Annotated in this window: 19 protein-coding genes and 1 tRNA gene; 15 read left to right on the top strand and 5 right to left on the bottom strand. The window is 62.9% G+C overall.

The features are described from left to right. Positions 1-56 precede the first annotated feature (56 nt). From WH367_RS23180 to WH367_RS23165, 4 genes are all read left to right on the top strand, one after another. Positions 57-743: an ABC transporter permease gene (locus WH367_RS23180; RefSeq protein WP_021026755.1), complete on the top strand. Its 687-nt coding sequence runs from the start codon at positions 57-59 to the stop codon at positions 741-743. After that, the gene (locus WH367_RS23175) at positions 740-1,453 is read left to right on the top strand and encodes an ABC transporter permease (protein WP_021026756.1); all 714 of its coding nucleotides are present in this window, start codon (positions 740-742) and stop codon (positions 1,451-1,453) included. The genes WH367_RS23180 and WH367_RS23175 overlap by 4 nt, the downstream gene beginning before the upstream one ends. A gap of 19 nt (positions 1,454-1,472) precedes the next feature. Continuing rightward, entirely contained in the window at positions 1,473-2,249 is a 777-nt protein-coding gene (locus WH367_RS23170) for an ABC transporter ATP-binding protein (protein WP_021026757.1), read from the top strand. Between the two features lie 138 nt (positions 2,250-2,387). Continuing rightward, on the top strand, positions 2,388-3,617 hold the full coding sequence (locus WH367_RS23165; RefSeq protein ID WP_339537866.1) for an MFS transporter: 1,230 nt from the start codon (positions 2,388-2,390) through the stop codon (positions 3,615-3,617). 23 nt (positions 3,618-3,640) lie between these two features. On the opposite strand, the gene murB is transcribed toward WH367_RS23165, so the two are convergent. Further along, positions 3,641-4,741 (bottom strand): UDP-N-acetylmuramate dehydrogenase, encoded by a 1,101-nt coding sequence (gene murB, locus WH367_RS23160; RefSeq protein ID WP_339537864.1) that lies wholly within the window; start codon positions 4,739-4,741, stop codon positions 3,641-3,643. Positions 4,742-4,806: 65 nt separating this feature from the next. On the opposite strand from murB, the gene WH367_RS23155 reads away from it, so the two are divergent. Further along, positions 4,807-5,292, top strand: coding sequence for a YajQ family cyclic di-GMP-binding protein (locus WH367_RS23155; protein WP_021026760.1), 486 nt, complete (start codon positions 4,807-4,809; stop codon positions 5,290-5,292). Between the two features lie 75 nt (positions 5,293-5,367). Here WH367_RS23155 and WH367_RS23150 read toward each other — a convergent pair whose 3' ends face one another. Continuing rightward, positions 5,368-7,509, bottom strand: a complete 2,142-nt coding sequence (locus WH367_RS23150; protein ID WP_339537863.1) for a TonB-dependent receptor — start codon at positions 7,507-7,509, stop codon at positions 5,368-5,370. A gap of 274 nt (positions 7,510-7,783) precedes the next feature. On the opposite strand from WH367_RS23150, the gene WH367_RS23145 reads away from it, so the two are divergent. Beyond that, positions 7,784-8,494, top strand: coding sequence for a retropepsin-like aspartic protease family protein (locus WH367_RS23145; protein ID WP_021026762.1), 711 nt, complete (start codon positions 7,784-7,786; stop codon positions 8,492-8,494). Between the two features lie 97 nt (positions 8,495-8,591). On the opposite strand, the gene plsY is transcribed toward WH367_RS23145, so the two are convergent. From plsY to WH367_RS23130, 3 genes are all read right to left on the bottom strand, one after another. Beyond that, positions 8,592-9,224, bottom strand: a complete 633-nt coding sequence (plsY, locus tag WH367_RS23140; protein ID WP_339519544.1) for a glycerol-3-phosphate 1-O-acyltransferase PlsY — start codon at positions 9,222-9,224, stop codon at positions 8,592-8,594. A gap of 67 nt (positions 9,225-9,291) precedes the next feature. After that, positions 9,292-9,783: an aminoacyl-tRNA deacylase gene (locus WH367_RS23135; protein ID WP_339537862.1), complete on the bottom strand. Its 492-nt coding sequence runs from the start codon at positions 9,781-9,783 to the stop codon at positions 9,292-9,294. Positions 9,784-9,961: 178 nt separating this feature from the next. Beyond that, a complete protein-coding gene (locus WH367_RS23130) occupies positions 9,962-11,023 on the bottom strand; it encodes an aldo/keto reductase (protein ID WP_116926895.1) in 1,062 nt (353 codons plus the stop codon). Positions 11,024-11,571: 548 nt separating this feature from the next. On the opposite strand from WH367_RS23130, the gene WH367_RS23125 reads away from it, so the two are divergent. From WH367_RS23125 to WH367_RS23085, 9 genes are all read left to right on the top strand, one after another. Further along, positions 11,572-11,850: a hypothetical protein gene (locus tag WH367_RS23125; RefSeq protein ID WP_339519542.1), complete on the top strand. Its 279-nt coding sequence runs from the start codon at positions 11,572-11,574 to the stop codon at positions 11,848-11,850. 92 nt (positions 11,851-11,942) lie between these two features. After that, positions 11,943-12,614, top strand: coding sequence for an NUDIX hydrolase (locus WH367_RS23120; protein WP_339537861.1), 672 nt, complete (start codon positions 11,943-11,945; stop codon positions 12,612-12,614). Between the two features lie 148 nt (positions 12,615-12,762). Further along, positions 12,763-13,867 (top strand): peptide chain release factor 2 gene (gene prfB / locus WH367_RS23115; protein ID WP_133857164.1). Its coding sequence is split into 2 segments (ribosomal slippage): positions 12,763-12,843 and positions 12,845-13,867, totalling 1,104 coding nucleotides; the frame shifts between segments, so codons are not numbered across the junction. A 115-nt stretch (positions 13,868-13,982) separates the two neighbouring features. After that, entirely contained in the window at positions 13,983-14,654 is a 672-nt protein-coding gene (locus WH367_RS23110; RefSeq protein WP_339537860.1) for an HAD family hydrolase, read from the top strand. Then, positions 14,644-17,382 carry an aminopeptidase N gene (gene pepN, locus WH367_RS23105; protein ID WP_339537859.1) on the top strand — a complete coding sequence of 913 codons (2,739 nt, stop codon included), beginning with the start codon at positions 14,644-14,646 and terminating at the stop codon, positions 17,380-17,382. Before WH367_RS23110 ends, pepN begins: the two co-directional genes overlap by 11 nt. Before the next feature lie 11 nt (positions 17,383-17,393). Further along, positions 17,394-18,479, top strand: coding sequence for a tetratricopeptide repeat protein (locus WH367_RS23100; RefSeq protein WP_339537858.1), 1,086 nt, complete (start codon positions 17,394-17,396; stop codon positions 18,477-18,479). Between the two features lie 38 nt (positions 18,480-18,517). Next, on the top strand, positions 18,518-19,525 hold the full coding sequence (locus WH367_RS23095; RefSeq protein ID WP_339537857.1) for a class 1 fructose-bisphosphatase: 1,008 nt from the start codon (positions 18,518-18,520) through the stop codon (positions 19,523-19,525). Between the two features lie 53 nt (positions 19,526-19,578). After that, positions 19,579-19,654 (top strand) — tRNA-Thr (locus WH367_RS23090). Between the two features lie 428 nt (positions 19,655-20,082). Further along, entirely contained in the window at positions 20,083-21,066 is a 984-nt protein-coding gene (locus tag WH367_RS23085; protein WP_339537856.1) for a class I SAM-dependent DNA methyltransferase, read from the top strand. Positions 21,067-21,139 lie beyond the last annotated feature (73 nt).

Here is a 21,139-nt window from a genome sequence, read left to right as displayed (position 1 = left end):
AGGCCATCCATGGGCCCGATTGCGTACCGCAATCACGGCGCCTAAGGCCAAAAACTATGAGTGATTACTTTCAATCGATCCTGATGGGCTCGCTGCTGACGGTAGCGGTCTCACTGGCATCAGCGGCCATTGCCACCGTGCTGGGCCTGCTGGGCGCCAGTGCCAAGCTGTCGGGCCGCCGCCCGCTGGTGGTGCTGGCGACGGTCTACACCTCCATCGTGCGCGGCATCCCTGAGCTGGTGATGATGCTGCTGGTCTTCTACGGCGGCGCCATCGGCCTCAATACCTTGCTTGAGAAGATGGGCAGCGAAAGCTCGGTCGACCTCAACCCCTTTGTGGCCGGCTCGTTCACGATCGGCTTTATCTACGGCGCCTATATGACCGAAACCTTCCGGGGCGCGATCCTGGCCATCCCCAAGGGCCAGATGGAAGCGGCCTGGGCCTTCGGCATGAGTCCGGTCAAGACCTTCTTTCGCATCACCTTGCCGCAAATGGTGCGCTATGCATTGCCCGGCTTTACCAATAACTGGCTGGTGCTGATCAAGGCCACCGCGCTGGTCAGCCTGATCGGCCTGCAAGACATGACCTACCTGGCCAAGCAGGCCAGCGCCGCTGCGCGCGAGCCCTTTATCTTCTTCCTCTTCACCGCTGCGCTGTACCTGGTCTACACATCGGTATCGCTGTGGGCGCTGGGCCGTCTCAATGCCCGCTACAGCCTGGGAACCGAAAAGGTGCAGCTATGAACTGGGAAGTCATTTTTCAGCCCGACACCCTTGCGCTGTACGGCGAGGGCCTGGTCACCACCCTCAAGCTGCTGCTGTCCAGCCTGGCCATTGGCGCTGTGCTGGCGCTGCTGGGCGCGCTCGCGCTGGTCAGCCGCTCCTGGCTGCTGCGCAAAAGCGTGGGCGCCTTTACCTATTTCATGCGCGGCACGCCGCTGCTGATCCAGGTTTACCTGATCTACTACGGCTTCTCGCAGCTTGAATGGGTTCAGGCGCGCTGGGATGCGGTCTGGCCCTGGACCTACTTCAAGGAGCCGTTCTTCTGCGCGTTCCTCGCCTTCACCTTGAACAACGCCGCCTACACGGCCGAGATGCTCGCCGGCTCGATCCGCGAGACCTACAAGGGCGAAGTGGAAGCGGCCCGCGCGATGGGCATGAGCCGCTGGCAGCTGATGCGCCGCATCGTGATGCCCAGCGCCATCCGCCGCACCCTGCCCGCCTACAGCAACGAGGTGGTGATGATGCTGCATTCGACCAGCCTGGCCTCGACCGTGCCGTCGCTGGTGGACCTGACCGGCGCTGCCAGCCGGGTGTACTCGGACTACTACCTGCCGTTTGAAGCCTATATCGCGGCAGCTGCCATCTACCTGAGCATCACCTTCATCCTGATTGGCATCTTCCGCCTCGCCGAGCGCCGTTTCCTGGGCTACCTGGCCCCGCGCAAGGCCTAAGACATTCGAGCATCGAGATATGAACGCATCCAACTACAAACTGCAGGCGCTGGACATCCACAAGAGCTATGGCAGCAACCAGGTGCTCAAGGGCGTCTCGCTCAACGCCTGCGCTGGCGACGTGATCAGCATCATCGGCAGCTCCGGCTCGGGCAAGAGCACCTTTCTGCGCTGCATCAACCTGCTGGAGCAGCCCCAGCAAGGCCAGATCATCGTGGCTGGCGAAAGCCTGCAGCTGCGCACCGGCCGCAATGGCGCGCTGGACGCGGTGGACCCCAAGCAGCTCCAGCGCCTGCGCAGCAAGCTGGCGATGGTGTTCCAGCACTTCAACCTCTGGGCCCACATGACGGTGATGCAGAACATCATCGAAGTGCCGGTGCATGTGCTGGGCATCAGCAAGGACGAGGCCGTCGCCCGCGCCCGCAAGTACCTCAAGCTGGTGGGCCTGGAAAACAAGGAAGACAGCTACCCCAACCATATGAGTGGCGGCCAGCAGCAGCGCGTGGCCATTGCGCGTGCGCTAGCGGTCGAGCCCGAGGTGATGCTGTTTGACGAGCCCACCTCTGCCCTCGACCCCGAGCTGGTCGGTGAGGTGCTGCGCGTGATGCAGGTCCTCGCCCAGGAAGGCCGAACCATGCTGGTCGTGACGCATGAGATGGGCTTTGCCCGCGAGGTCTCCAACCATGTGATCTTTCTGCACCAGGGCCTGATCGAAGAGCAAGGCCCGCCGCGCGAGGTGCTGGCCAACCCCAAGAGTGAGCGTCTGGCACGCTTCCTCTCGGGCAGCCTCAAATAAGCCGCGCAGGCCGAGTTCTGCCCGCGACAGCATCAGCGCCACCCAAGCGGCGGGCAGGCGCACAATCTGCGGTTGAGGTGCTGATCCACACAGCACCCCAGGCAACCAGCGCAGATTGATACCCACCTTACCGCGACCATGGGCACGCCCAGCTCCCCTCCTCCCGCATCCGATCCGGCCCTAGACAGCGACGCAGCATTCTCGCTGCGCCGCATTGCCGTGGCGGCCTTTGGGCCTTCGCTGCTGTTTGGCATTGGCGAAGGTGCGGTGCTGCCGGTCATCGTGCTGATGGCGCGCGATCTGGGCGCGTCAGTGCCCATCGCCGCGCTGGTGGTGGGGCTGGTCAGCATTGGCTCCTTGCTGAGCAATATCCCGGCATCGCTGATCACAGCCCGCTGGGGCGAGCGCTGGGCGATTGTGGCCGCTGGCCTGTGGAGCGCGATCGGCATGGCCCTCTGCCTGGCCACCCAGCAGCTGTGGCTGTTTGCGCTGGGCTGCCTGATGGTGGGCATGTCGCAGGCGGTCTACAACCTGGCGCGGCAAAGCTATCTGACCGAGGCCGTGCCCGTGTCCTACCGCGCGCGGGCGCTGTCCACCCTGGGTGGGGTGATGCGCATCGGCATGTTCATCGGGCCCTTTATTGGCGCCTGGGCCATGCATACCTGGGGCCTGCATGCCGCTTTTGCGGTGGGCATTGTGGGCGTCCTCTGCGCCGCAGCCATTGGCCTGCGCGTGCCCGATCTGGCGGCGCCCGCCGCGCTGCCGGGCCAGCCGCTGCCCACCGAGGCACCGTCCATCGCCGGCATTCTGCGCGATCACCACCGGCTGTTTCTCACGCTGGGCCTGGGCGTGCTGCTGGTCAGCGCCGTGCGTGCCTCGCGCCAGGTGGTCATCCCGCTGTGGGCCGACCATCTTGCGCTGGCACCGGCTGCCGCCTCGCTGGTCTACGGGCTGGCAGGCGCCATCGATATGCTGGTCTTCTACCCCGCCGGCAAGCTGATGGATCTCAAAGGCCGGCGCTGGGTGGCCGTGCCATCGATGCTGGTGATGGGCGCGGCCATGCTGCTGATGCCGCTGACGGCCAGCGTGACGACCTTGCTGCTGGCGGCCATGGCGCTGGGCTTTGGCAATGGCATTGGCTCGGGCCTGATCATGACCTTGGGGGCCGACCACGCACCGCGCCATGCGCGGGCGCATTTTCTCGGGCTATGGCGTCTGGCGGCCGACCTGGGCTCATCGCTGGGGCCAGCGCTGCTGTCGTTTCTGGCAGGCAGCCTGTCGCTGGCCAGCGGCATTGCCTGCATCGGCTTGCTGGCCTGGGGCGCGGCGGCTGCGCTGGCGCGCTGGATTCCGCCAGCCAAGCGCTGAGCCATTTCGAGCCGCTAACGCAGCTACCAGACGACGGGTTCGGGCTCCAGCTGGATACCAAAGCGCTCATAGACACTGGTCTGGATCGCGCGTGCCAAGGTCACCACCTCGCCACCGGTCACGCTGCCCTCGCCCGCACCCAGGTTGACCAGCACCAGCGCCTGGCGGTCATAGACGCCGGCCTTGCCAATGCTTTTGCCGCGCCAGCCGCAGGCATCGATCATCCAGCCCGCAGCCAGCTTGATGCTGCCATCCAGCATCGGGTAGTGCACAATTTTGGGCTCGCGCGCGATGATGTCCTCGCACTGGTCGGCAGTGACCTGCGGGTTCTTGAAAAAGCTGCCGGCATTGCCGATCTGCGCTGGATCGGGCAGCTTGGCGCGGCGGATCTCCACCACCCAGTCAAAGATGTCCTGTGCCGTGGGCTGCGCAATGCCTTTTTCGGCCTGCTTGCGGGCCAGGTCCAGGTAACCCAGCTCGGGCTTCCAATCCTTGGCCAGGCGCAGCCGCACATGGGTAATGACGGCGCGGCCCGCCAGGCCCATGCCCCGAGGCTCGGCCACGCCGGTGGCGCGGGCAATCATCGTCAATGGCATGGTCTCGGCCGGCGCATGCTTGAACACCGAATCCCGGTAGCCAAACGCGCACTGCGCCGCATGCAGGCTGAAATGCTCGCCATTGCTCAGGTCGATCGCATCGAGCGAGTCAAAGCGGTCTTGCAGCTCCACGCCATAGGCGCCAATGTTCTGCACGGGCGCCGCACCTGCGGTGCCGGGGATCAGCGCCAGGTTCTCCAGCCCGGGGTAGCCCTGGGCCAGGCTCCAGGCCACGACCTCGTGCCAGACTTCACCGGCGCCCACTTCAATGATGTAGTGCTTGTCGGTCTCTTCGACCAGGCGCTTGCCCATGATCTCCATCTTGAAGACGGTGGGCTCGACATCGCCGGTGATGACGATATTGCTGCCGCCCCCCAGCACCACCACCTGGCGGCTGGCGCCCAACGGGGGCTGGGCCAAAAAATCACGGATATCCTGCGGGGCCTGCACGCGCACCAGGTTCATGGCCCGCGCCATGATGCCAAAGGTGTTGTATTGCTGCAGCGGGGCATTTTTCTCGACTAACATCGCTAGATTGTCGCACTTGTCGCGACCCACTCAGGCGCTCAGCCTGGCCTGCAAGGAGAGTATTTATGCCATCGTTTGACACGGTTTGCGAAGCCGACTTCGTCGAGGTGAAAAACGCTGTTGAGAATTCCGCCAAGGAAATTGGCACCCGTTTTGACTTCAAGGGAACGTCGGCCGGGATCGAGCTCAAGGACAAAGAGATCATCATGTACGGCGATGCCGACTTCCAGCTGGTGCAGGTCGAAGACATCCTGCGCAACAAGCTGACCAAGCGCAATGTGGATGTGCGCTTTCTGGACAAGGGCGATGTGCAAAAGGTCGGCGGCGACAAGGTCAAGCAAGTGATCAAGGTGCGCAATGGCATCGAGCAGGAGCTGGCCAAGAAGATCCAGAAGCTCATCAAGGACAGCAAGATGAAGGTGCAGGCCGCCATCCAGGGCGATGCCGTGCGCATCACCGGCGCCAAGCGCGACGATCTGCAAGCGGCAATGGCGCTTTTGAAGAAAGACGTGACCGACGTGCCGCTGTCGTTCAACAACTTCCGCGACTGATCCGCACTCGATCAAAAACAAACAGGCCGCGCTGCAGGGATTGCAGCGCGGCCTGTTTTTATGGTGCCTACCCTTTTAGAACTGGTAGTTCGCGCTCAGCAGCGCACCACGCGGCGTGCCGGGCATGCTGCTGGAACGCCAGTATTCCTTGTTGGTCAGGTTGGAGACCGCCAGGGTGACGGTCCAGGGCGCGGCGCGCCAGCCCACCAGGCCATCCCAGCGGGTGTAGCCGGGCACGCGGCTGGTGTTGGCGTCATTGGTGTAGCGCGCGCTGGTGTGGGTCACACCCAGCTCGGCATACCAGTTGCCTGCAGGCGCATAGCGCAGAAAGACATTGCCATTGCGGCGCGCGGTATTGGCCAGGTAGTTGCCTTCCAGGGCGGGGTTGGCCTTGTTCTCGGTGACCTTGGCGGCCATGATGCCGACGCCGCCACGCACATACCAAAAAGGTGCCACACGGCCAGACGCGCTGAACTCGATACCGCGCGAGCGCTCCTTGCCACGCACGGCCCAGGTGAAGGGGTCGTTGTCCGGATCGGGGCGGTAGCGGATGTTGTAGTGCTCCAGCTGGTAGACGGCCAGCTGCGTGGACAGCGCGCCGTCCAGCCAATCGCTCTTGACCCCCATCTCAAACTGCTGCGAATGCTGGGGCTCGTCGTCCAGCACCGCGCCAGCGCCGGTATCCACCGACAGAATGCCGCGCCCGCCATAGGGCGAGAAGCTGCGGCTCCAGGACGCATACAGGCTGTGCTCGCGCACCGGCTGCCAAACGAGGCCCGCACGGGGGCTGACCGAGTTGCCATCGGTGCTGCGGCTGGCGTTGGTCAGCTGGTTGGTGCTGTTGAAGTCAAAGTTGTCATAGCGCGCGCCCAGCAGCAGCTTCCACTGGTCGCTCAGGCTGATCAAGTCCTGCACATACAGCGCGCGGGCCGTGCCCTTGTGCAGATTCTGCTGCGATGGCGCGCCTTGGGGCGGGCGCACCGCATCGAACACCGGGTTGTTCGGGTCGATATAGCCATTGCTGTTGGCGGTGCTGAAAAGGCGCGGCGCGCGCTCTTCCTCGCTGTGCTCCACGCCCAGCAGCAACTCATGGCGCATGCCGGCCAGGTCCAGCTTGCCGGTCAAGTCCACGGTGTGGGTGGTGGTGCGGTTCTCGGTTTGCTGCCAGGCATAGCTTTGGCGCAGCAGGCCAGGGTTGGCGCACTTGGCGCCCGCCGGCGTCAGGCCCTGGGGGTTGCAGTAGGTGCCGGCAAAGTAGTGGTCAAAGTCCTGGCTGGCCTCGCGCTTGCTGGCCACCCAGCGCACACTCCAGGCCTTGTTGAACTCGTACGACAGGTCCGAGCGCAGCACGCGCAGGCGGTCTTCGACAAAGTCGCCCGGCTGGGCAAAGCCCTGGCGCAGCGACATGCCTGGCGGCATCTGGTCGTAGGAAGGCCCCCGGTCCGGCACGCGCCAGACATTGTCATAGGTGTACTGGCCGGTCCAGCGCAGGCCCGTGCGCGTATCCACCAGGATACTGGGCGAGACCATCTCGTTGCGGTTGCGGATGCCGCTGCGAAAGCTGTGCGCCTGCTCGCGGTCGGCCGTCAACCGCATGACCACATTGGGGCTGATCACCCGGTTGATGTCGATGGTGCCGCCGACATTCTCCCAGGAGCCACCGCGCAAGGTCACGCTGCTGACGCCATCAAAACGCGCCTGCTTGCTGACCATGTTGACGACACCGCCGCCCGCGCCACGGCCATACAGCACCGAGGCCGGGCCTTTGAGGATCTCGATGCGCTCGACGTTGGCGGTGCTGCGGCGCACCTGGCCGGATTCGCGCACGCCATCGCGGTAGATATCGCCGCTGTCGGCATTGAAGCCACGGATCATCACGCCCTCGCCGCGCATGTCATAGCTGGTGTTGACGCCCGGCACACCATCGAGCATGACCGACAGGTCATTGATGCCATAGCTCTTGTACTTGTTGACTTCCAAGGTGTCGATGGTCTGCGGAATGTCCTTGGGCGCCATATAGGTCTTGGTCGCCGTGGTCACGCCTTCGGGGCGCACATCATCGGGATCGAACTGGTCGGCCGACACCTGGACCGTTGGCAAGGTGTGCTCTTGTGCAATGGCTGGCACGGCGGCCATCATCAACAGCGCGGCGACCGACAGGCCGGCGCGCTCGCCTCTTGTACGCGCGAGCGTCTCGCTGCGAAGGGCTTGGATCATTGAAAACTCCTGAAACAATAATTCCGTTTGGTAAACGGCTTGTAAATTTGAGTCAGGGATGCTAATGATAACGATTATCAATAGCAATATATTAACCTTAAGCGGGTGTTTACTTATCAAAAAAACAACGGGCTAGACTTTTCGTCAAAAAAATAAATCGCAGCTTTTGCTGCGGCTCGCATGCTTTAGGATGTAAAGCAGCCGACCTGCCTGTGACCCGCGCTAGACGCGGCACCGCCCTGCCCGTATGCACCACCATGCTGCCCCGCGACCTATGAAGCTTTCAGTTCCCAAGCCCTGCCCCGCCCCTACCTGCCTGCACCGCTGGGCATTGGCACTGGCCCTGTGCGGCAGCGCCAGTTGGGCGGCCCATGCACAGGAGGCTGCCGAAGGCCCCCGCTCGGTGGCGCTGGCCGGCATTCTGGGGGACAAGGCCTTGCTCGTTATCGACGGCCGGGCGCCCAAGGCCGTGGCAGCGGGCAGCAGCTACCAGCAGGTGCAGGTGGTCAGCGTCAAGGATGGGCAGGCCCAGGTCAGCATCGCGGGCGCCCTGCACAGCCTGCGCATGGGCGAGTCGCCGGTCAGCGTGGCCGATGCCGCGCTGCCCGTCAGCAACACCGGCCGCATTGTGTTGGCGGCCGATGCCAGCGGCCACTTCATGACGGCCGGCATGATCAACGGCAAGGCCACGCGTTTTCTGGTCGATACCGGTGCCACCACGGTGAGCCTGGGGATGAGCGAGGCGCTCAAGCTGGGCATTGACTACAAACAGGGCCGTGCCGTGCGCATGGGCACGGCCAATGGCGTCAGCAACGGCTGGCATCTGAAGCTGAGCAGCGTGCGCATCTCCGATGTGGAACTGCGCAATGTGGATGCCGTGGTCACCTCGGCCAACATGCCTTATGTGCTGCTGGGCAACAGCTTTCTCAATGCCTTTGAGATGAAGCGCGCCGGCCCGCAGATGACCTTGGACCGGATCAAATAGCGGCCAGCATCCGCACTGAACGCCGCCAAAACAAAAGGGCTGAACCCGCTATCGGTATTCAGCCCTTTTGCCGTCTGCCCGTGGGCAGCGCCTTGCATCACTTGCTTTTCTTTTGGCCCAGCTTGGATTCCTTGCCTTCGACCAGGCGCTGGATGTTGAGCTTGTGGCGGTAGACCAGCAAGGCCGACATCACCAGGATCGCGACAAAGATCTCCGCATGGAAATCCCAGAGCTCGCCGCCGATGAGGATATAGAACACCGGCGCCAGCACCGCCGCCACCAGCGACGACAGCGACGAATAGCGCCAGATGGCAGCGACCGCCACCCAGGCCAGCAAGACCAAGAGACCCAGCCAACCGCTAAAGCCCAGCAGCACGCCCAAAGCGGTGGCCACGCCCTTGCCGCCTTCAAACTTGAAGAACACCGGCCACAAATGGCCCAGGAATGCCGCAATCCCCACCAGGGCGACAGTGCCCTCTTGCAGGCCATAGCGCTTGCCCAACCAGACCACCAGCGCCACCGGCAGCCAGCCCTTGGCGGCATCGAGCAGCAAGGTCACCACGGCCGCTGCCTTGCTGCCCGAGCGCAGCACATTGGTGGCACCCGGGTTTTTGCTGCCATAGGTGCGCGGGTCACTCAGGCCCATCGTGCGGCTGACGATCACCGCAAACGACAGCGAACCGATGAGGTAGGCCAGGATGGTGGCCAGGATGGAATAAACGGTACTCAAATTGCTCCCCTTGTCTGCGCGCCTGGGCGGCCGGCGCGCACTGGTATATCTAGGTCAAAAACAGGCATCATTCTGCCAGCGCGCATTGCACTGGCTGGGCACCCAGCACCTCCACGCATGCTTTGGGGTCGATCTGCACCAAAAAACCACGCCGCCCGCCGTTGATGGCGATACGCGGCAGCGCCAGAATCGTCTCCTGGATATAGACCGGCATGGCCTTGCGCAGGCCAAACGGTGAGGTCCCCCCCACCAGGTAGCCGCTGTGGCGGCTGGCCACTTCGGGCGAGCAGGGCTCCACGCTCTTGGCGCCAATCTGGCGCGCCAGGCTCTTGGTCGACACCTTGCAGTCGCCATGCATCAACACGATGAGCGGCTTGGCATCCTGGTTCTGCATCACCAGGGTCTTGACGACAACATGCTCATCGAGCCCCAGCTGGCGGGCCGATTCGGACGTGCCGCCATGCTCCACATAGTCGTAGGGATGCTCGGTAAACGCCACCTTGTGCGCCTTCAGAAACTGGGTGGCAGGCGTTTCGCTGATATGGTTTTTTTTGCTCATGGCTGGAGGGGTGGCGGCAGGCGCCACACAAAATCTGCCCCTATTGTCTCGAAAAATAAGCGGGGAGCGCCGCCAAGCATAGCGGCCTTGGCAACGCCAAAGGCCCTGGTTTGCACCAGGGCCTGCAGGTCAGCACCTTTCATCAGCCCCGTCAGGGACCTCAGAACCTGTTGGAGACTTATTGCGCCGGATCGCCCAGCGCCCAGCGCAGTGCGTCAATCTCCTGCAGCAAGGCCTCGGACAGCTGCGTGCCCCAGACATTGAGGTCTTCGTCCAGCTGCTCCATGGTGCGCACACCGATGATGGTGCTGCCCACCTGCCATTTGTTGTAGCAAAAGGCCAGTGCCAAAGCAGCCGGGGTCAGGCCATGGTCGCGCGCCAGCTGGTTGTAGCGCTTGGCGGCATCCAGCGCCTCGGGGCGGCCCCAGCGCTGCTTGCGCACCGACTCATAGCTGGCAATGCGCGCGCCCTGCGGCGCCTGGGGGCCGGTGATGCCGCTGTCGTCGTATTTGCCGGTCAGCAGGCCAAAGGCCAGTGGCGAGTACGCCAGCAGCGAGACGCCCAGGCGGTCGCAAGTTTCATCCAGGCCGTTTTCCCAGCTGCGGTTGATGAGGCAGTACGGGTTTTGCACGCTGGCCACGCGCGGCAGGCCATGCTGCTCGGCCAGACGCACAAACTCATGCACGCCATACGGCGTCTCGTTGGACAGGCCAATGTGGCGGATCTTGCCGGCCTTGACCAGGCCCGCCAAGGCCTGCAGCTGCTCGCCAATCGTCGTCTCGCTGGTTTCCTTTTTCGGGTCGTAGTACAGATTGCCAAAGGCGGGCACATGGCGCTCTGGCCAGTGGATCTGGTAGAGGTCGATCACATCGGTCTGCAGGCGGCGCAGGCTCGCCTCGCACGATGCGACGATGTCGGCCGCCGTCATGCCCTTGCCTTCGCGCACCCAGGGCATGCCGCGCGACGGGCCCGCCACCTTGCTGGCCAGCACCACCTTGTCACGCTGGCCCGGGTTGGCCTTGAACCAGTTGCCGATGATGGTCTCCGTCGCGCCATAGGTTTCGGCGCGGGCAGGTACCGAGTACATCTCCGCCGTGTCCCAGAAGTACACGCCGCGCGCCAGCGAATGGCTGAGCATCGCATGCGCATCCGCCTCGCTCACTTGCTCGCCAAACGTCATCGTGCCCAGGCAAATGGGCGATACCTTCAAATCACTGCGGCCAAGTTGGATGTCTTGCATAAGAAAAATTCAGCGGTGTCGGTCAAAAAACCAAGTGTAAAAGCATTTATTGACACCTCGCTGGCCATGGCCGCCATGCGCGCCACGCAGAGATGCCCATCGACACCGGCATCACCGCCACCCAGGCAGCACAGCGCAGCAGATCGAGGCGCTGTCAAGCGTTATTCATCGCTCTTTTGATCCGCATCAGCCGCCAATCTCCCGTAAGTTCTGCCGAAGCTTCATCTTTTATTATTTATAAAAAACTATCGAATTCATTAATCCGTTCAATACAGTTATAGCGACAGCCCACGATGTTCCAGCCGCCCAACCCCCACAGCCACCCTCCCCCCGCACCCCGGCCAGACAAGCCGCGCGATTCCAGGCCCGAGGGCGGCAAAAGCCTGCCCACGCCCTGCACCGAGACCCATTGCCCCCCGTGCGCCCCCCACGGCAGGCAGGCAAGAGCCTCCAGCGGCGGGGCGCCATACGCGCAGCCGTCCAAGGATCCTTTCATCGGCCATGTGCCCTGCTGGTCCCAGGGCAGCCCGCCAGGCATCGTCCAGTGCATGCTGTGCGACGCCAGCGGCCATGCACATGGCACCGTGCGGCTGATCTTTGAACCCCAAGCCCCCCTGCACTGCCACCAGGGCCAGATCCTGCGGGTGTTGCTGCCCGGTGGCTGCGGGCCCGAGATTGTGGTCACCTCCCACCCCAGCGACACCGGCGTGATGCATGGCCGCCTGCTGCCGGCCCAGGGCGCGCCCCTGCCCGCCCAGTTCGGCCCCGATGCAGCCTTTGGATTGATGTTCCAGGTCTGCCTGCGCCACAAGAGCCGCTCCAGCTGAATCCTTAGAACCTGTTCAAAGTCCCAAACACCGCCCGCTGTCTCTCTGGCGCGCGGTAGCTGGCCGGGCCGCTTCTACAATGCAGCAGCCCTATGACCCATGCCACGCCCCTGAGCGACGCCCTGCGATCGCGCATCCACCACAGCCTGCAGCATTTTGAGGTGCAGCGCATGGGCGGCGCCGGCCAGTCCCAGGCCGCAGTCGCGCTGGTGCTGCTGGACGAAGGCCCGGGCGCCGGGCTCGAAGGCATGCCCCCACCCGCGCAGTGGAGCAACGAGGCCGCACTGCTGCTGACGCGCCGCGCCCTGCACTTGCGCAACCACCCCGGCCAATGGGCACTGCCCGGCGGCCGCATCGAGGCGGGCGAGACCGCCGAGCAAGCCGCCTTGCGCGAGTTGCATGAAGAGGCGGGCCTGCTGCTGCCGCCCAGCCAGGTGCTCGGTTGCCTCGATGACTACGCCACGCGTTCGGGCTTTGTCATCACCCCGGTGGTGGTCTGGGCCGGTGCCACGGCCCAGCTGCAGCCCAACCCCGATGAAGTGGCCAGCGTGCACCGCATCCCGCTGGCTGAGCTGCTGCGCAGCGATACGCCGATGCTCGAGCACACCGATGCCTCCCCCCACCCGGTGCTGCGCATGCCGATGGGCAAGAGCTGGGTGGCCGCACCTACAGCCGCATTTTTGTACCAGTTTCGCGAGGTTTGCCTGCTCGGGCACCCCACCCGCGTCGCGCATTTTGACCAGCCCCGGTTTGCCTGGAAGTGAGCCTCGCCTCGCCCAGCGCCGCAAAAGCTGCGCAGCGGGAGCAAAAACATTATTAAATCAAGCATATGCCCTAAAGCACCACTGGCCGGCCAAGCGCTGCCAGCATGCGACAATAACGGGCTAGACCGCAATAATAGGACACAGTGACATGGAAGCAGAACGCATCAACCAAATCGGCAACACCCTCGAAGACCTGTCCAGCCGGACAGAAGAGCTTCGGAGGTATCTTTGACTACGATGCAAAGTACGAACGACTGCGCACGGTAAACGCCTCGCTGGAAGACCCCAGCGTCTGGAACGATCCCAAAAAGGCCCAGGAGCTGGGTAAGGAAAAGAAGGCCCTCGACTCCGTCGTGCTGACCTTGCAAAAGCTGAGCAGTGAGCTGGCCGACAACACCGAGCTCTTCGAGATGAGCAAGGAAGAAGGCGATGACGCCGGGCTGGAGACCATCGAAGCCGAGGCTGCCAAGCTGCGCCCGCTGATCGAGGAGCTCGAGTTCCGCCGCATGTTCCGCAACGAGGCCGACCCGCTCAACTGCTTTGTCGACATCCAGGCTGGCGCCGGTGGCACCGAAGCCTGCGACTGGGCCAGTATGCTGCTGCGCCAGTACCTCAAGTACGCCGAGCGCAAGGGCTTCAAGGCCACTGTTGAAGAAGAAACCCCGGGCGACGTCGCCGGCATCAAGAGCGCCACGATCAAGATCGAAGGCGAGTACGCCTTTGGCCTGCTGCGCACCGAAACCGGGGTGCACCGCCTGGTGCGCAAGAGCCCGTTTGACTCGTCGGGCGGCCGCCACACCAGCTTCTCGTCGCTGTTCGTCTACCCCGAGATTGATGATTCCATCGAGATCAACATCAACCCCTCGGATGTGCGTACCGACACCTACCGTGCCTCGGGCGCTGGTGGTCAGCACATCAACAAGACCGACTCGGCCGTGCGCCTGACCCACATCCCGACCGGCATCGTCGTGCAGTGCCAGGATGGCCGCAGCCAGCACAGCAACCGCGATGTGGCCTGGCAGCGCCTGCGCTCCAAGCTCTATGACTTTGAAATGCGCAAGCGCATGGAAGAGCAGCAAAAGCTTGAAGACACCAAGACCGATGTGGGCTGGGGCCACCAGATCCGCAGCTACGTGCTGGACAACAGCCGTATCAAGGACCTGCGCACCAACGTCGAAGTCTCCGCCACCCAAAAGGTGCTGGACGGCGACCTGGACGTGTTCATCGAAGCCTCGCTCAAGCAAGGCGTTTAAAAAACCTGTGGCACTCCCCATGCAGCGCAGCCTTGCAGCGGTGCATGCGGCGTGCCTCAGCCCCTCTATCGATTGGCTGGGCCTCCCAGCCGATACGGACCTGAAGACAAGCCCAATGCCTGCGATCGAAGCGCTGATTTTTGACATGGACGGCACCATGGTTCACTCCATGCCCTGGCACACCCAGGCCTGGGTGGAATACGCACGCCGCCACGCCATGGATCTGGATGTGCCCGCCTTCATGGCGCAGACCACTGGCAAGAATGCCTTTGAATGCGCCTGCGCGCTGATGGGCCGCACGGTGAGCGCCGAAGAGAGCGAGCGCATCACCGCAGAAAAAGAAGGCATTTACCGCGAGCTGTTTGCCGCCCATTTCTGCGCGGTCGATGGCTTTGACCGCTTTCATGCCCAGGCGCGAGACATGGGCCTCAAAGTGGCCATTGGCACTGCGGGCGACCAGGACAATGTACGCTTTGTGCTGGACAACCTGCAGATGCAGCCCCCAGCCCAGGCGATTGCGCGCGGCGACGAGGGCCTGCCCGGCAAGCCCCACCCCGATATTTTTCTGAAGGCGGCCGAGCGCCTGGCGATAGACCCGGCCGCCTGCATCGTGTTTGAAGATGCGCCGCACGGCATTGAAGCGGCGCGGCGCGCCGGCATGCGTGCGGTGGGCATTGGCACCACGCACGATGCCCAGCAACTCAGCGGCCCCCATGTTCTGGCATGGGCGCCCGATTTTTCGACCCTGCTCAACAACCAATTTTTGGAGAAGCTCCATGATGCGTGAAGGACAAGCACACACCGTGTACCGCGCCGACTACCAGGCCCCGGCATGGTGGATTGATACGGTCGACCTGACATTCGATCTGGACCCGGCCAAGACGCGCGTGCTCAACAAGATGCGCGTGCGCCGCAACCCCGATGTGCCAGCCCAGCCGCTGCACCTCAATGGCGACGAGCTGAACCTGGCCCGCGTGATGGTCAATGGCGCAGCGTCCTCGTTCAAGATGGACGGCTCGGACCTGGTGCTGGAGAACCTGCCAGAAGGCAGCGACCCCGTCGACCTGGAGATCTTCACCACCTGCATGCCCGAGAAGAACACCAAGCTGATGGGCTTGTACACCAGCAATGGCTCGTTCTTCACGCAGTGCGAGGCCGAAGGCTTTCGCCGCATCACCTATTTCCTGGACCGTCCCGATGTGATGGCCATGTACACCGTGACCTTGCGCGCCAACAAGGCCCAGTTCCCGGTGCTGCTGTCCAACGGCAACCTGGTCGAGCAAGGCGACTTGCAAGGGCCTGGCAACGAAGGCCGCCACTTTGCCAAGTGGGTCGATCCGCACAAAAAGCCCTGCTACCTGTTTGCACTGGTGGCCGGCAACCTCGTCGCCCGCGAGCAGAAGATCAAGAGCCGCGCCGGCAACGAGCACCTGCTGCAGGTCTTTGTGCGCCCCGGCGACCTGGAGAAGACCGAGCACGCGATGAACTCGCTGATGGCCTCCATCGCCTGGGACGAAGCCCGCTTTGGCCTGAGCCTGGACCTCGACCGCTTCATGATCGTCGCCACCAGCGACTTCAACATGGGCGCGATGGAGAACAAGGGCCTGAACATCTTCAACACCAAGTATGTGCTGGCCAGCCAGGCCACCGCGACCGATGCCGACTACGCCAATATCGAGTCGGTGGTGGGCCACGAGTACTTCCACAACTGGACGGGCGACCGCGTCACCTGCCGCGACTGGTTCCAGCTCTCGCTCAAGGAAGGCCTGACTGTCTTCCGCGACCAGGAGTTCAGCATGGACATGGCCGGCAGCGCCTCGGCCCGCGCCGTCAAGCGCATTGACGATGTGCGCGTGCTGCGCACCGTGCAGTTCCCCGAGGACGCCGGCCCCATGGCCCACCCTGTGCGCCCGGACAGCTACCTCGAAATCAACAACTTCTACACCGTCACCATTTACGAGAAGGGCTCGGAAGTGGTGCGCATGCAGTCCACCCTGGTGGGCCGCGAAGGCTTTGCAAAGGGCATGAAGCTCTACTTTGAGCGCCATGACGGCCAGGCCGTGACCTGCGACGACTTTGCCCAGGCCATTGCCGATGCCAACCCCGGCTCGCCGCTGGCCCAGCACCTGCCGCAGTTCAAGCGCTGGTACAGCCAGTCGGGCACGCCGCGCGTGGCCGCGCAAGGTGTGTACGACGCAGAAGCGCAGACCTACACCTTGACCCTGACCCAGTCCTGCCCGCCCACCCCGGGCCAGCCTGGCAAAGAACCCTTTGTGATCCCCGTCACCCTGGGCCTGCTGGCAGCCGATGGCCGCAGCCTGCCGCTGAACATTCGCCCCAGCCAGGCGCTCAGCAGCATTGCCCACAGCGCCACCAACCACACTGTGGTGCTGACCGAGGAATCCCACACCATCGTCTTCGACGGTGTCGAGCAAGCCCCTGCCCCATCGCTGCTGCGCAACTTTAGCGCGCCCGTGGTGCTGCAGATCGAAGAGAGCGACGACGCGCTCTTGCACCTGCTAGCCCACGACGAAGACGCCTTCAACCGCTGGGAAGCGGGCCAACGCCTGGGCCTGCGCTTTGCGCTGCAAGCGATTGCTGCACGCAGCGCCGCCGGTGCCGATGCCCCCGCGCTGCAAGCCCATCTGCTGCCCGCCTCCTTCGTGCAAGCGATGCGCGACGTGCTTCGCGATCCGCAGCTCGACGCCGCCTTCAAGGACCTGGCGCTGACTCTGCCGTCCGAAGGCTACATCACCGAACAGCTCGACCAGGTTGACCCGCAAACCGTGCACGCCGTGCGCGAAGCCATGCGCCAGCAGCTGGCCACCGAGCTGGCCGCCGACTGGGCCTGGGCCTACGACGAATGCAGCCACACCGGTGCCTATGTGCCCGATGCGGTGAGCGCCGGCAAGCGCGCACTGGCCGGCCATGCGCTCTTGATGCTCTGCGTGGCCGCCCGTGAATCGGGCGACAAGGTCTGGCCTGGCAAGACCTTGCAGCGCTACAAGGATGCGGGCAATATGACCGACCGCTACAACGCCTTGAGCGCGCTGGTGGTGAGCGGCAGCCCGCTGGCCGACGCGGCGATCCAGAGCTTCCACCAGATGTTCAAGAACGACGAGCTGGTGCTGGACAAGTGGTTTGCGCTGCAAGCGAGCGCACCCGATATCAACGGCAGCGCCCTGCCCGCCGTGCGCGCGCTGATGAAGCAGCCCGACTTCAACATCAAGAACCCCAACCGCGCCCGCAGCGTGATCTTCAGCTACTGCAACGGCAACCCCGGTGGCTTCCACCGCGCCGATGGTGCTGGCTACGCCTTCTGGGCCGAACAGGTGGTGGCGCTCGATGCATTCAACCCGCAAGTCGCTGCCCGCCTGGCCCGCGCGCTGGACCGCTGGAAGAAGCTGCCCGAGCCCTACCGCAGCGCGGCGGGCGACGCGATTGCCAAGGTCGCCGCCAAGCCCAAGCTCAGCAACGATGTGCGCGAGGTGATCACGCGCGCGATGGCGGACTGATGCGCCAGGGCATGCGCCAACAGCTGCTGGCCCAGGGCATTGCCGCCCTGGCCAGCTTGGCTGCCGCCATGCCCCTGCTGGCTAGCGCGCAAACCGGCCGCAGTGCCGGGGCGGTGGCCACCGCCGCGCCCGAAGGCCTGGCGGTCACGCCCAGCAACAATTTTGAAAAGCGCTTTGCGCCGCTCTATGCCGCCGTGTTCAGCGAAGGCGGCCGTTTCAGCGGCAGCGCGATGAGCGCCGATTTGCAGGCGCTCGAGCCGATCCTTAAGCGCACCAAGGCGCCGGCGCTGGATTTTTTCCGCCTCTACTACACCCAGGCCACCATCTTCAGCCGCCGCGCCATGCCTGCCGAAGCGGGCCAGGTGGCACAAAAGGCCTTGGTGGCCATGCCCAAGCCCAGCGATCCGCAATGGGCCTACCAGCATCTGGAGCTGAGCATTGCCAGCATCCGCTGGCTGGCCGAAGGCGGGCGTTATGAGGCAGCGCTCAAACAGGCGCAAACGCTTATCACCCGCTATCCGCTGCAAGAGATTGCCAGGCTGCCCGCGCAGATGCGTTGGGACAACAGCACCCCCATCCCGCAGGCGGCCGACTACCCCACCCAGCTGCAGATACTGGGCGTGTACGAAGACCTGGGCTATGTACTGCACGAGCAAGGCCAGTACCGCCAGGCCCTGCAGGCCAACCAGCAGCTGCTGCCTGTGGCGCGCGAGCGCCTGCTAGCGCTGGGCGAGACCCCGCGCCTGCGTGGCCTGCTGGCCAACCTGGCGCAGAACAGCTACATGCTCGGCCAGGTGGATGCTGCCCGCAACTACCTGCAAGAGCGCCTGCAGATTGCCATCAGCGCAGGCGACCACGCCACCGTGTACGACAGCTATTTCCAGCTGATGGTGCTGGCCCATGAGCAGAACCAGCCGCAGCAGGCGCAGCAGTGGCTCAGCACCTATGCGCAATATGCCCGCGCCCAGGGCCACAGCGACCAACTGGCCCGCGCCCAGCAGCTGCGCGACGAGCTGAACGGCCGCGAAGCAGCGCCCCCGCCGCAACAGCCGGCCCAATCGCCAGCCCCACAGGCACCGCGCCAGCCCAAGCGCTGAGCCCACCCAGATTGACCCAATTTGAAGGAGTTCCACCCATGAAGAAAAACATCACCCTCAGCCGCTACCTTGTCGAGCAGCAACGCGTAGACGGCCTTATCCCCGCCCAGCTGCGCCTGCTGATCGAAGTGGTGGCCCGCGCCTGCAAGCGCATCAGCCACAGCGTCAACAAAGGCGCACTGGGCGATGTGCTGGGCACAGCAGGCAGCGAGAACGTGCAAGGCGAAGTGCAGAAGAAGCTGGACATCATCGCCAACGAGGTGCTGATCGAAGCCAATGAATGGGGTGGCCACCTGGCCGCCATGGCCTCCGAAGAGATGGACAGCATCTACCTGGTGCCCAACCGCTACCCACAGGGCGAATACCTGCTGATGTTCGACCCGCTCGACGGCTCGTCCAACATCGATGTGAACGTATCCATCGGCACCATTTTCAGCGTGCTCAAAAAGCCCGAAGGCCACCCTGGCGTGACCGAAGACGACTTCCTGCAGGCAGGCGCCCAGCAAGTGGCCGCCGGCTATTGCGTCTACGGCCCTCAAACCACCCTGGTGCTGACCTTTGGCGACGGCGTGGCCATGTTCACCCTGGACCGCGAGCAAGGCAGCTTTGTACTGACCCAGGAGAACGTGCGTATCCCCGAGGACACCAAGGAATTCGCGATCAACATGAGCAACATGCGCCACTGGGATGAACCGGTGAAGCGCTATGTGGACGAATGCCTGGCTGGCGTGGAAGGCCCGCGCAACAAGGACTTCAACATGCGCTGGATCGCCTCGATGGTCGCCGACGTGCACCGCATCCTCACCCGAGGCGGCGTCTTCATGTACCCCTGGGACAAGCGCGAACCCAACAAGCCCGGCAAGCTGCGCCTGATGTACGAAGCCAACCCCATGAGCTGGCTGGTGGAGCAAGCCGGCGGCGCCGCCACCAACGGCCGCGAACGCATCCTCGACATCAAGCCGACCAAGCTGCACGAGCGCGTCAGCGTGGTGCTGGGCTCGAAGAACGAGGTCGAGCGCATCACCCGTTACCACACGGAAGCATAAATTCCGCAATTTGGTCTGAGAGCCAAAATTTCACGCTATAATTTCTCTCTAACGCCGGTGTAGCTCAGTCGGTAGAGCAGCTCATTCGTAATGAGAAGGTCGGGTGTTCGATTCATCTCTCCGGCACCAAGTCAGTAAAGAAAACCCCGCTATCTTTTAGATAGTGGGGTTTTTCTTTTTGCAAATTCTGCAAAGGCTAATGTAAGACGAATTTTAGAACCTAAAAATTCCGAGTTGTGACGAGCATCTAGCCAGTTGACCTAGCAATGGATGCCTGACAATTCACACTGTGGATGTACCGATCCGCAGCCTTCAAACAAGGCAAGCGGATGACGCCCTCGTTATAGAACGCTTGCGCTCCGACCAAGGTTCGCGTGACGGCCCTGAAAGTGACCCAAACGAAAGGCGTTCTGAACTACTATTTTCGGCGGTGGGTATGGGGCACGGCATCCTTACACTCGCACAGTTTCTGAGATAGCAGCGACCTCCGGGAACATGACGCCCCCCAAAAAGAGAACGGCCGACGCCGGCAATAATTTTAGCGAATTGAATTTGAAATGAACAAGCAGCAACTGGCCACAAAGATCTGGGAGTCCGCCAACCAGATGCGCTCCAAGATCGAGGCAAATGAATACAAAGACTACATTCTTGGCTTCATTTTCTACAAATACCTCTCTGACAAATTAGAGCGCTTTGCCGTCAGCCAGGACTATGCGGAAGAAGACCTGCAGGCCCTTTCCGAGAGCGATCCCGAGACAGTAGAGTTTTTCAAACGTAACCTTGGCTACTTCATTAGCTACGACAACCTGTTTGCCACTTGGTTAGAACGTGGTGCAGACTTTCAGGTGGCCGACGTACGCGATGCCCTCTCTGCATTCAGCCGCCTGATTCACCCCGATCACAAGCTTCTATTCGACGGAATCTTCAAGACACTGGAAACTGGACTGAGCAAGTTGGGCGAAACTGCAGCAAAGCAGACCAAGGCCGTCAGCGATCTGATCCAACTCATCAAAGACATTCCCATGGATGGCCGTCAAGGCTATGACGTGCTGGGCTTCATATATGAATACCTGATCAGCATGTTTGCCGCCAATGCAGGCAAAAAGGCGGGAGAATTCTATACTCCGCATGAGGTCTCGGTCCTCATATCCGAGATCATTGCCGACCACGTCAAGCACAAGCAGCGCATCGACATCTACGACTCCACCAGCGGCTCGGGCTCGCTGTTGCTCAATATCGGCCAGTCGATTGCCAAGCACATGAGCGGTACGGACAACATCAAATACTTTGCGCAAGAGCTCAAAGAGAACACTTACAACCTCACTCGCATGAACCTCATCATGCGCGACATCGGTCCCTCCAACATCGTCACCCGCAACGGCGACACGCTCGAAGACGACTGGCCCTTCTTCCAGGACAACGACCCGACCAATACCTACAACCCGTTGTACTTGGACGCTGTGGTGTCCAACCCACCTTACTCGCAGAAATGGAGCCCCGAGCACAAGGAAAATGATGCACGTTACTCTCGCTTTGGCTGAATCGCCCCGGGTTTCCTAGACACCTCTGAGCCTCAAATCTGAGGCCCAATAGGAGGTGCCATGACGAACAAGC

Origin of the sequence: Comamonas sp. MYb21, assembly GCF_037479395.1 — a bacterium.
Classification (GTDB): domain Bacteria; phylum Pseudomonadota; class Gammaproteobacteria; order Burkholderiales; family Burkholderiaceae_C; genus Comamonas.
The sequence above is the reverse complement of the archived record's forward strand: the minus strand, read 5'-3'. Positions and strand labels throughout refer to the sequence as shown.

Coding starts and splice junctions, on each gene's coding strand:
- WH367_RS23170 (WP_021026757.1), top strand. CDS start 1,473: ATGAACGCATCCAACTACAAACTGCAGGCGCTGGACATCCACAAGAGC.
- WH367_RS23175 (WP_021026756.1), top strand. CDS start 740: ATGAACTGGGAAGTCATTTTTCAGCCCGACACCCTTGCGCTGTACGGC.
- WH367_RS23180 (WP_021026755.1), top strand. CDS start 57: ATGAGTGATTACTTTCAATCGATCCTGATGGGCTCGCTGCTGACGGTA.
- WH367_RS23125 (WP_339519542.1), top strand. CDS start 11,572: ATGCTGTGCGACGCCAGCGGCCATGCACATGGCACCGTGCGGCTGATC.
- WH367_RS23150 (WP_339537863.1), bottom strand. CDS start 7,509: ATGATCCAAGCCCTTCGCAGCGAGACGCTCGCGCGTACAAGAGGCGAG.
- WH367_RS23110 (WP_339537860.1), top strand. CDS start 13,983: ATGCCTGCGATCGAAGCGCTGATTTTTGACATGGACGGCACCATGGTT.
- WH367_RS23155 (WP_021026760.1), top strand. CDS start 4,807: ATGCCATCGTTTGACACGGTTTGCGAAGCCGACTTCGTCGAGGTGAAA.
- WH367_RS23100 (WP_339537858.1), top strand. CDS start 17,394: ATGCGCCAACAGCTGCTGGCCCAGGGCATTGCCGCCCTGGCCAGCTTG.
- WH367_RS23165 (WP_339537866.1), top strand. CDS start 2,388: ATGGGCACGCCCAGCTCCCCTCCTCCCGCATCCGATCCGGCCCTAGAC.
- WH367_RS23130 (WP_116926895.1), bottom strand. CDS start 11,023: ATGCAAGACATCCAACTTGGCCGCAGTGATTTGAAGGTATCGCCCATT.
- murB (WP_339537864.1), bottom strand. CDS start 4,741: ATGTTAGTCGAGAAAAATGCCCCGCTGCAGCAATACAACACCTTTGGC.
- WH367_RS23095 (WP_339537857.1), top strand. CDS start 18,518: ATGAAGAAAAACATCACCCTCAGCCGCTACCTTGTCGAGCAGCAACGC.
- WH367_RS23145 (WP_021026762.1), top strand. CDS start 7,784: ATGAAGCTTTCAGTTCCCAAGCCCTGCCCCGCCCCTACCTGCCTGCAC.
- pepN (WP_339537859.1), top strand. CDS start 14,644: ATGATGCGTGAAGGACAAGCACACACCGTGTACCGCGCCGACTACCAG.
- WH367_RS23135 (WP_339537862.1), bottom strand. CDS start 9,783: ATGAGCAAAAAAAACCATATCAGCGAAACGCCTGCCACCCAGTTTCTG.
- WH367_RS23120 (WP_339537861.1), top strand. CDS start 11,943: ATGACCCATGCCACGCCCCTGAGCGACGCCCTGCGATCGCGCATCCAC.
- WH367_RS23085 (WP_339537856.1), top strand. CDS start 20,083: ATGAACAAGCAGCAACTGGCCACAAAGATCTGGGAGTCCGCCAACCAG.